The sequence below is a fragment of the Haloarcula sp. 1CSR25-25 genome, from assembly GCF_032027985.1.
Taxonomy (GTDB): Archaea; Halobacteriota; Halobacteria; order Halobacteriales; family Haloarculaceae; genus Haloarcula.
This window is the reverse complement of the sequence record NZ_JAHYBW010000001.1, coordinates 991,979-1,001,085: the sequence shown is the minus strand read 5'-3', so window position 1 is coordinate 1,001,085 and position 9,107 is coordinate 991,979. Positions and strand designations below refer to the sequence as shown.

At 63.3% G+C, this 9,107-nt stretch carries 6 protein-coding genes, 1 tRNA gene and 2 rRNA genes; 3 read left to right on the top strand and 6 right to left on the bottom strand.

The features are described 5' to 3' along the window. The 4 genes from KZ498_RS05080 to KZ498_RS05065 all read right to left on the bottom strand — a co-directional run. A 23S ribosomal RNA gene (locus KZ498_RS05080) occupies positions 1 to 482 on the bottom strand; the annotation flags it as partial. A gap of 202 nt (positions 483 to 684) precedes the next feature. Further along, positions 685 to 756 (bottom strand) — tRNA-Ala (locus tag KZ498_RS05075). Between the two features lie 104 nt (positions 757 to 860). After that, positions 861 to 2,332, bottom strand: a 16S ribosomal RNA gene (locus tag KZ498_RS05070). 649 nt (positions 2,333 to 2,981) lie between these two features. Next, a complete protein-coding gene (locus KZ498_RS05065) occupies positions 2,982 to 3,290 on the bottom strand; it encodes a non-histone chromosomal MC1 family protein (RefSeq protein WP_004516406.1) in 309 nt (102 codons plus the stop codon). Between the two features lie 248 nt (positions 3,291 to 3,538). On the opposite strand from KZ498_RS05065, the gene KZ498_RS05060 reads away from it, so the two are divergent. From KZ498_RS05060 to KZ498_RS05050, 3 genes are all read left to right on the top strand, one after another. After that, the gene (locus tag KZ498_RS05060) at positions 3,539 to 3,736 is read left to right on the top strand and encodes a hypothetical protein (RefSeq protein ID WP_004516407.1); all 198 of its coding nucleotides are present in this window, start codon (positions 3,539 to 3,541) and stop codon (positions 3,734 to 3,736) included. 104 nt (positions 3,737 to 3,840) lie between these two features. Then, the gene (locus KZ498_RS05055) at positions 3,841 to 4,893 is read left to right on the top strand and encodes a quinone-dependent dihydroorotate dehydrogenase (protein ID WP_312617315.1); all 1,053 of its coding nucleotides are present in this window, start codon (positions 3,841 to 3,843) and stop codon (positions 4,891 to 4,893) included. A gap of 39 nt (positions 4,894 to 4,932) precedes the next feature. Next, a complete protein-coding gene (locus KZ498_RS05050; RefSeq protein WP_312617313.1) occupies positions 4,933 to 5,412 on the top strand; it encodes an RDD family protein in 480 nt (159 codons plus the stop codon). Between the two features lie 188 nt (positions 5,413 to 5,600). Here the strand turns inward: KZ498_RS05050 and pheT are convergent, their stop codons facing one another. After that, a complete protein-coding gene (gene pheT, locus KZ498_RS05045) occupies positions 5,601 to 7,433 on the bottom strand; it encodes a phenylalanine--tRNA ligase subunit beta (protein ID WP_312617311.1) in 1,833 nt (610 codons plus the stop codon). Beyond that, on the bottom strand, positions 7,433 to 8,944 hold the full coding sequence (locus tag KZ498_RS05040; RefSeq protein ID WP_312617310.1) for a phenylalanine--tRNA ligase subunit alpha: 1,512 nt from the start codon (positions 8,942 to 8,944) through the stop codon (positions 7,433 to 7,435). The genes pheT and KZ498_RS05040 overlap by 1 nt, the downstream gene beginning before the upstream one ends. Positions 8,945 to 9,107 lie beyond the last annotated feature (163 nt).

The following is a 9,107-nucleotide window of genomic DNA, read 5'->3' as shown; positions in this document are numbered from 1 at the left end:
GTTCGTTCACACTACTTGTTCACTATCGGTCTCAGGTTGTGTTTAGCCTTCGCAGTCGATGCCTGCGTTATTCGCGAGGGATATCCAACCCCCGCTACTCTGGCACTACCGCACAGCGTACTGGTCTCGAGTACGGGGTTGTCACCCTGTATCACGCTCTGTTCCAAGAGACTTCGTCGAGACGGTCGGCTGATGAGAGGTAGCCCTGACACCACATTGCCCGTGAGGGCTTCGGTTTGGGCTGTATCGCGTTCACTCGCGGTTACTGACGACATCACGTTGCGTTTTCTGTTCCTCCCGATACTAAGATGTTTCAGTTCTCGGGGTTCCTCATTGCGCGAAGCAATTGTTAGAGAGATTCTCATTCGGAAATCTGTGGTTCTTCGCCTCCGTGCGGCTCCCCACAGCTTATCGCAGCTTGGCACGTCCTTCATCAGCGCCTGAGCCGAGCAATCCACCAGCTGGCATAGTAGCCAACGTCGTTGTGACTCGTTCAACTGAACGAGTCCAGTGGACGCCTGGATCGCACGTACACACGGTTTCATGTTCGCCCCCAAGGTGGAGATGGTGGGCGAATCGACCCTTCCCAGGCGCGGTTTCACCCGGCCTGGTGCATCTGTCGTCGTACCATATCCCATCGCCGTCCCACACTTAAGGGGCACGGTTCGGGGCTGGCACGTCGTATGGACCCACTGGGATTTGAACCCAGGGCCTCCGCCTTGCAAAGGCGGCGCTCTCCCGCTGAGCTATGGGCCCGGCAGATCCGCACGGTGTTAGCCCTGATAGTTCATAGGTGCCCGGTCGACGGAGTTCTCGAACACCGAAAGGTGGGTTGGGGCAGAGCCCCAATCCCGATCAGTAGGAGGTGATCCAGCCACAGATTCCTCTACGGCTACCTTGTTACGACTTAAGCCCCCTTGCGGAGCCCAGATTCGACCGTCGCATGACGGCCTCATCCGGACCCCACTCGGGTGCTTTGACGGGCGGTGTGTGCAAGGAGCAGGGACGTATTCACCGCGCGCTTCTGACACGCGATTACTACCGAATCCAGCTTCATGCGGGCGGGTTTCAGCCCGCAATCCGAACTACGACTACGTTTGGAGATTAGCTTCGCCTCTCGGCGTCGCATCCCACTGTCATAGCCATTGTAGCCCGCGTGTTGCCCGGTCCATTCGGGGCATACTGACCTACCGTTGCCCGTTCCTTCCTCCGCTTTAGCAGCGGCAGTCCTCCTAGTGTACCCAACTACCTCAAGGGTATTGCTGGCAACTAGAAGTGCGGGTCTCGCTCGTTGCCTGACTTAACAGGACGCCTCACGGTACGAGCTGACGGCGGCCATGCACCTCCTCTCAGTAGCGTCGAGTAAAGTCGTCAACCTGACTGTCATTACTACTGTCGGGACCGGTGAGATGTCCGGCGTTGAGTCCAATTAAACCGCAGGCTCCTCCGGTTGTGGTGCTCCCCCGCCAATTCCTTTAAGTTTCATCCTTGCAGACGTACTTCCCAGGCGGCTCGCTTCTCGGCTTCCCTAGGGCGCAGCGCAGGCTCGTAGCCTACGGCACACCTAGCGAGCATCGTTTACAGCTAGGACTACCCGGGTATCTAATCCGGTTCGAGACCCTAGCTTTCGTCCCTCACCGTCGGGTCCGTCTTCCTGAGGTGGTTTCCCCATTGGTGGTCCGTCCAGGATTACAGGATTTCACTCCTACCCCGGACGTACCCCTCAGGTCTTCCGGCCCCAAGCCGGACAGTTTCCGCTGGACGCCGACGCGTTGAGCGCGTCGATTTCCCAACGGACTTGTCCGGCCGGCTACGGACGCTTTAGGCCCAATAATATCGGCCATCACTCGGACTGCCGGTATTACCGCGGCGGCTGGCACCGGTCTTGCCCAGTCCTTGTTCCTGTACCACCTTACGGTACAGAAAAGCGAGGGCTATATGCCCTCGCACTCGGAGTCCCCCTATCGCACTGTCGTGCAGTGTAAAGGTTTCGCGCCTGCTGCGCCCCGTAGGGCCCGGTATCTTGTCTCAGATACCGTCTCCGGGTTCTTGCTCTCACAACCCGTACCGATTATCGGCATGGTGGGCCGTTACCCCACCATCTACCTAATCGGCCGCAGCCACATCCTACAGCGCCGGAACGTTTCTAACTCTCGGCACTCCAGCATGAGAGTTATATCCGCTATTGGCCTCAGTTTCCCGAGGTTATCGCGGTCTGTAGGGTAGTTTGGCCACGTGTTACTGAGCTATATGCTACGAGTCTGAACTCGTACAACTAGCATGGCTAAATCGGACTCCGATAGCAATGGCCTCCGGCAGGATCAACCGGAATGTATCCCGGCACGAGGCCGGGGGGTTAGGCGGGATCACACCCATATAATGGGTGTGGTCGCTATCGAAGGGTGTTCGAGGACACCCGTCGACCGAGTGTCACCGAACTATCAGGGCTAACATCAGATCCCATCTTGACGGCGGACCGCAGGGGTGGAATCCTCATTTCTTCGGACCTGATTGTTGTCTCGAAGCCACCATAAAGGCTTCGAGTTTCGTTGGCGAGTCGACCCCGCCTGGTCCGTGTCGGCAGGGGTTCGATGTCCCCGACCGAACGTCGTTCGCGTTCTTTCCGAGTGCCCTGTTACGTTTAAGGGCATCGGAACGGGCTCGCGTCGAACCGCACGACGCGAGCGACCTTCGCGTTCATCCCGAACGCCCTGTTATGCTTAAGGGCGTCGGAACGGGTGCGTTCGTTCGGGGGCGTCGGCCCCTGACCGCGTTCGCATTACGTTCCGATGAGTGAGCCACACTTAACCCCGTCGAAGGGAGTCGCCCGCGAGACGAGATTACACGGGTGTGAGTGTCCCACACGTGCACAGACGGAGAGTACGGGTAGTCGGGGTAGATCAGACTGTAGAATGTAGCGTCTGTTCACGCGCACGTGGGCGCTGAAGGACGGAAGCCACCGAAAATGTCGGGAATGCGACCTAGATCTCGTCTAGGTGTTCAACGCCTTGCTTCGAGACGTTGCCTTTCGTGATGTCGCCGGGCATCCAGTCGGGTTTGTCGTCCGGTGCCTCCTCGACCCATGCCCACGCTTCATAGATGTGGACCTTGTGAGTCCCTTTCTCCCGTAGTCGTATCTCCTCAGGGTCAGCCTGATCCTCACCGTCGGCCGGTTCGAGTCGACGCGCTGCCTTCAGCGCAGCCTGTCGAGGTGTTCCGCCCGAGAAGACGCTCGATTCGTCACCGTCTTCGCGCAGTGCGAAGTTGCGCTTGTCACTGTCGGGTGCCATGGATTTCACCGCTCCATGCCAATTCAGCACATGCCAGAACATAAATATACCCCCCAATCCGCCCTCCGTCGGGGGGTCCCTTTATATACTGACGCCATCGTGTGCCGCTTCGAATCCCCAGACCGGCCGGTTCGAGGCGAATATCGGGGTCGAAATCGTCACGCGCACCCACGAAACCACCAGCCAGCGACCGGCGGCACGGTAGACTTAAGTGTATCCTGCGGTGAAGTGCGGAGTAGGATAGCGCGATGGTGCGAAAGAAGAAGCTCAGCCCGAGTGGCGCCAAAGATGAGGACGGCGAGTACCACAACGTACATATCAACATTCATGAAGACGAGCTAGCCGTCGCCGGGATGGAGATCGGCGACGAGGTGTTCGTTCGCGTCCGCGACAACAAGATTATCATCCAGAAGGCCGACCCCGAAGAGGTCGAGCACGACTTTTGAGGCACCATCGACGAAGACACAGTGCCACTGGGCGGGGCTATCGAGCCGACGCCTGATATCGGTCGTTCACAACCGTTCTTCGAACCAACCGGACCACCCACACAATGAGACCCTACGATATCGCGAAACCACTCCTGTTTTCCCTGCCAGCAGAGACCGCCAACGGGAGCGTCCACCGATTGCTAAAGGCAGTCGAAGGAACACGAGTCGCCGACGCGATGGCCGACCGCTACACCGTCGCTGACGACCGCCTCGCCGTGGAGGCGTTCGGACAGACGTTCGACAACCCTGTCGGGGTCGCCGCCGGATTCGACAAGAACGCGACGATCCCGGAGACGCTGGCCTCTCTCGGCTTCGGTTTCACAGAGGTCGGCGGCGTGACGGCCGAACCACAGGCCGGGAACGCCCGCCCGCGGATGTTCCGGCTCAGAGAGGACGAGGCCATCATCAACCGGATGGGGTTGAACAACGACGGGGCCATCGTCATCGGCGAGCGGCTGAAGAACGTCGACGCGCCGTTCCCGGTCGGCGTCAACATCGCCAAGACGGAACACGTCGGGACGGACGAGGCCCCCGGCGACTACCGGACCACGTACGAGCACGTCGCCGAGGGCGGTGACTTCTTCGTCGTCAACGTCTCCTGCCCCAACTCGGAGGGGTTCGAGGAACTCCAGAACCGCGACGCGATGGAGGCCATTCTCGGGGAACTGCAGGATGCGGGCGCAGCTCCCCTGCTCGTGAAGCTCTCGCCGGACCTCCCCGGGCCGGCAGTCGAAGACACGCTCGACCTGGTGACCGAGCTCGACCTGGACGGCGTCGTCGCGACCAACACGACGACGGAACGGCCAGCCAGCCTGCGCTCGCCGAACGCGGCCGAGACGGGCGGTCTCTCCGGAAAGCCAATCGAGAACCGGGCGACCGAGATGGTGCGGTTCGTCGCAGAGCGCGTCGACGTGCCCGTCGTCGGCGTCGGCGGCATCTCGACACCGGAGGGCGCGTACAGGAAAATCCGCGCCGGGGCCTCGCTCGTCCAGTTGTACACCGGCCTGGTGTACCGCGGCCCGTCCATCGCCCGCGAGATCAACGAGGGGCTGCTCGACCTGCTCGCGGAGGACGGCTTCGACTCGGTCGAGGACGCCGTCGGCGCGGACCTGTAGCCGGCGAATCTTGAAGTACAGTTGCGGCGAACCACCGACATGGCGGCCACCCACCCGACCCTGTATATCGCCTCCTGGGACGACCGGTTTCTCGCGTGGCTCCTCGACGTGTTGCTCGTCGGCGCCGTCCTCTCCGCACTGGGCGAGGCCGCGGGCGTGTTCTCTCTCCTGACCGGCAGCTTCTCAGTGACCACTCCGGCCACCGGCTTCAACGGGCTCGGCCTGTTCGTGTACTGGACGTTCCTGGAGGGACGGCAGGGCCAGTCGGTCGGGAAGATGGTAATGAACATCGCCGTCACAGACGAACGCGGCGTCGACATCGACTACGGGACAGCAGCCATCGAGAGCTTCGGGAAGGCGTTCCTTCTTCCCCTAGACGTCCTCGTGGGCTGGCTGGCCTACGAGGAAGAGGGGGTCCGGCTGTTCAACAGACTCTCCTCGACCATTGTCATCGAGACCGACGAAGAAGAAACCAGGAAGCCGGGTGACGTGGAGTACGTGTACCCGGACGAACGATAGACCGACCGCGTCCGCTCGCTGCCGAACTTATTCCAGCGTCTAGCCGGAACTCGAAGGCCGCGACCGGCAGTTCCAGGTCGTGCTACAACCACCTTTTTCTGCGTCGGGTAACCTCGCTCACGCTGTTCGGGAGACCACTCCTCGAAAAACGTGGGCGAAAAAAGGGCTCGCTACGCTCGCAGTCGAACTTATTCCAGCGCGTCTAGCCGGAACTCGAAGGCCGCGACCGGCAGTTCCAGGTCGTGCTCGACGAGTACCTTCGGATGGATCTCACCGATAACACCGACCGGCTCCCCGTCGAGGACCACTTCGGCGGCGCGGCCGCCGATGAACGACGGATGCGTGGTCGGGGGCGTCGCGAGGTCCTTGTCGAAGGCGTCGGCGAGCGCCTGCAGGCGGGCCTTGGCGTCCTCGTATGAGGCGTCAGTGCGCGCGAGCGCGGCCGCGACGGTGCGGTGTTCGGCGACGCCGGTGTTCTCGGAGTCGTCGAGGCTGGCGGCCAGCCCGATTTCGGCGAGGTCCTGTGGGTAGCTCCGGTGTGTGTTGTTCTCGAGCACCATCATGATGGAGGGGAGCGCCCACGTCCGGAGGATGGTGTAGTCCTCGCTGTAGGGCTCCTGGATGGTGACTGGGTCAGCCTGGCCGACGGCGTCCCCGCCGGCCTGCTCGCGGTTATCACCGTCTTCTCGCGGGCCTTGCCCGCTCGAACGGTCCGCGGAGCTCTGCTCCGCGCTGCTCGCCTGTTCGTCGGTCCGTGGGACCGACAACCCCATCCGCTCGAAGTTCTCGGCCTCGTTTATCATGTGGAAGTTCAGCAGGTCCTCGAAGCCAAGGCCGACCAGGGCGTCCCGGGCGGCGTCTTCCAGCCGGGACCGTTCGTGGCGACCGCCGACCGTCGACACGTCGGGATACGTCGGCTCGAGGCTGTTGAACCCGAGCGCCCGGCCGATGTCGTCGATGATGTCCAGCGGGTGGATGACGTCGACGCGATAGGGCGGAATCTCTACCTCGTAGGCTACGCCGTCGTCGGCTTCGGTTTCGGTGGCGTCGAGGCCGGCGCGCTCGGCGTAGTCGATGACCTCGCGACTGTCCAGTGAGACGCCGAGGATGGACTCGATGCGGTCGTGCGTGACCGTCTTCGTCCGCACCGAGAAGTCCGGCCGCTCCAGCGTTTTGCCGGCGTACTCGCCGGGCGCGTCGTCGGCGTAGGACACGTCGACCTGCTCGACCTGGCCGCCGCGGGCGGCGAGCGCGTAGCAGACGATGTTGCACATGTGGTCGATGGTCCACTGGTCGGTCCCGGTCATCTCGATGAACAGGTCCCGTGAGTCGACGCTGACCTCGGTCCGGCGGCCGTTGATGACCGGCGGGAACGAGAACAGCCCGATGGCGTCGTAGATGGCCGGTACGCGGTCGAAGTCGGCCACGAGGTCACCGTAGGTCTGGCCGGTCTCGTGTGATTCCATGACCTCGCGGGGGGTCATCTCCGCGTCGGCGTCCAGCGGGACGAACGTCGCCTCGTCGGGGTCCGCGCTGGTGTAGGTGATGGAATTGCCAGTCTCGTCGGTGACCGAGTCACCCTTCAGCATGGTGAGGTCGTGGACGCCGATAGCGCCTTTCGCCCGCTTGCGCCCCATCGTCGCGTGGAGCTTCTCCTGGAGCTGGATGAGCGATTCCAGCGCGGCCTCGTCCATGTCGAGGCCGCGGACGACGGCGCCGGTGACGTACGGGCGCTCGTCGGGCTGGTCCTCGACCTCGATGGTCCAGTCGGCGCTGTTCGTGTTGGGGACCTCCACCCCGCGGTCGTCGCCGTAGTGGTAGCGCAGCGACCGCGCGACACCCTCGACGGAGAGGCGGTCCAGTCGGTCCGGCGCGAACTCCAGCTGGAACTCGTCGTCCTCGGTCCAGCCCTCGAATTCGAGGCCGAGATCGAACAGGTCCGAGCGGAGTTCGTCGTCGTCTTTCTCGCTGTGGCCGGTCAGATACCGAAGCTCGTCGGGGTCGACGTCGACGACCGGCATCAGCGGATCACCTCCGTCTCCCGCAGCAGTTCAAGGTCACACAGCGTTCCGTGCACGTCGCGGATGTCTTCGAAGCCGTACATGAGCATGAGTAGTCGTTCGAGCGAGAGGCCCCACGCCATCACGTCACAATCGACGCCAAGCGGCGTGAGCACCTCGTCGCGGAAGATGCCGGAGTTGCCGACCTCGACGACCTCGCCGGTCTCGGGGTGGGTGCCGAACAGTTCGAAGCTCGGCTCCGTGTAGGGGTTGTAGTGGGGTTTGAACTCCAGGTCGGTGATGCCGAACTGCTCGTAGAACTCCGTGAACGTCCCCATCAGGTCCCGCACGGAGAGGTCCTCGGCCATCACCCAGCCCTCGATCTGGAAGAACTCGAGCAGGTGCGTCGGGTCGAGCGTGTCGTTGCGGTACACCTTCTCGACGCTGAAGTAGCGCTCGGGCGGGTCGAGTTCGCCGACCTGGTGGCCCGAGAGGTAGCGCATCGACAGCGAGGTGGTGTGGCCGCGCAGGTCCATCCCGCGGGCGATGTCCTCGGTCCACGGTGAGTGGTACCCCTCGCCGTCGGGGCCGACGCCGTCCCTGTGTGCCGAACGGACCCGTTCGACGAGGTCCGGGGGGAGGTGCCCGATCTCCTCGGGTTCCTCCAGAGCGAACTGGTCCCAGTGGGTCCGGGCCGGGTGGTCCTGGGGCATGAACAGGCAGTCGTTGATCCAGAACTGGGCGTCGGCGTGGGGGCCCTCCATCTCGGAGAAGCCCATACCGACGAGCGTGTCCTTCACGCGGTTGGCCGTCTGACGGAGGATGTGCTCCTTGCCGTGGCTCACGTCCTCGGCGTCGGCCTCGACGTTGTACTCGGTGAAGGCCACGTCCGCCCATTCGCCGCTGGTGAGCAGTTCGGGGGTGAGCTGGTCGACGGTCTCGGCGGCCTCGACGCCCTCCATCAGCGCGGTGACCCCGTCGTCAGTGAGCCGGACCGAGCGGACCGTCTCTTCGCGAACGTCGACGAGGCCACGCCGCTCCAGCTGGTCGAGCGCGTCCGCGTCGGCGTCTTCGACGCGCCCGTCGGCGACGGCCTCGAGCGACAGCATCTCCGGGTCGGACCCGGGGTCAGCGTCGGCGTTGGCCGTGATTTCGCCGCTGTCTATCTCGCCGTAGGCCTTGCGGGCGTAGTTCGAGAGCGCGATGTCGACCGCGCCGCCTTCGAGGCCCGAGGCCCCGATGACCTGTCCCATCTGGACCGGGTCGTCGGCCGCGCCGGCGTCGATAGCTGCCTCGTAGAGGTCCTGTTCGGGGAGGCTCTCCCGGACGTACCGGTCGCCCTCCTCGGTGAGGTCGTAGTGTTCCAGCGTCTCCTCGGCGACGGCGAGCAGTCCGTCGGCTTCGAGTTCGAACGCCGCTCTGGTGGCCGCTTCCGGCTTGAGGTCGGCTTCCGCGGCCACGTCGTCGATTCGCCTGTGGTCCTGTGCGTCGGCGGCCTGCAGGACGGCCACCTGTGCCTGTGGTCGTTTCATACGGGTGTCTCGGTCTTGTGGGATAACCGCGGGTCGCTCAGTTAACGGTTCTCACTTCCCGCTCGCGGTTTCGTCCGCCCGCGTCTCTCGACGCCGTCGGAGTCCACGCGCGGTCAGGCAGCGAAAAAGAAGCCGAACCCCGGGCTATCGGATAGCTGGCGCG

What these genes read in the sequence shown, in the direction of transcription:
- KZ498_RS05040 (WP_312617310.1), bottom strand. Translation starts at nt 8,944, where the DNA reads ATGAAACGACCACAGGCACAGGTGGCCGTCCTGCAGGCCGCCGACGCA.
- KZ498_RS05065 (WP_004516406.1), bottom strand. Translation starts at nt 3,290, where the DNA reads ATGGCACCCGACAGTGACAAGCGCAACTTCGCACTGCGCGAAGACGGT.
- KZ498_RS05060 (WP_004516407.1), top strand. Translation starts at nt 3,539, where the DNA reads ATGGTGCGAAAGAAGAAGCTCAGCCCGAGTGGCGCCAAAGATGAGGAC.
- KZ498_RS05050 (WP_312617313.1), top strand. Translation starts at nt 4,933, where the DNA reads ATGGCGGCCACCCACCCGACCCTGTATATCGCCTCCTGGGACGACCGG.
- KZ498_RS05055 (WP_312617315.1), top strand. Translation starts at nt 3,841, where the DNA reads ATGAGACCCTACGATATCGCGAAACCACTCCTGTTTTCCCTGCCAGCA.
- pheT (WP_312617311.1), bottom strand. Translation starts at nt 7,433, where the DNA reads ATGCCGGTCGTCGACGTCGACCCCGACGAGCTTCGGTATCTGACCGGC.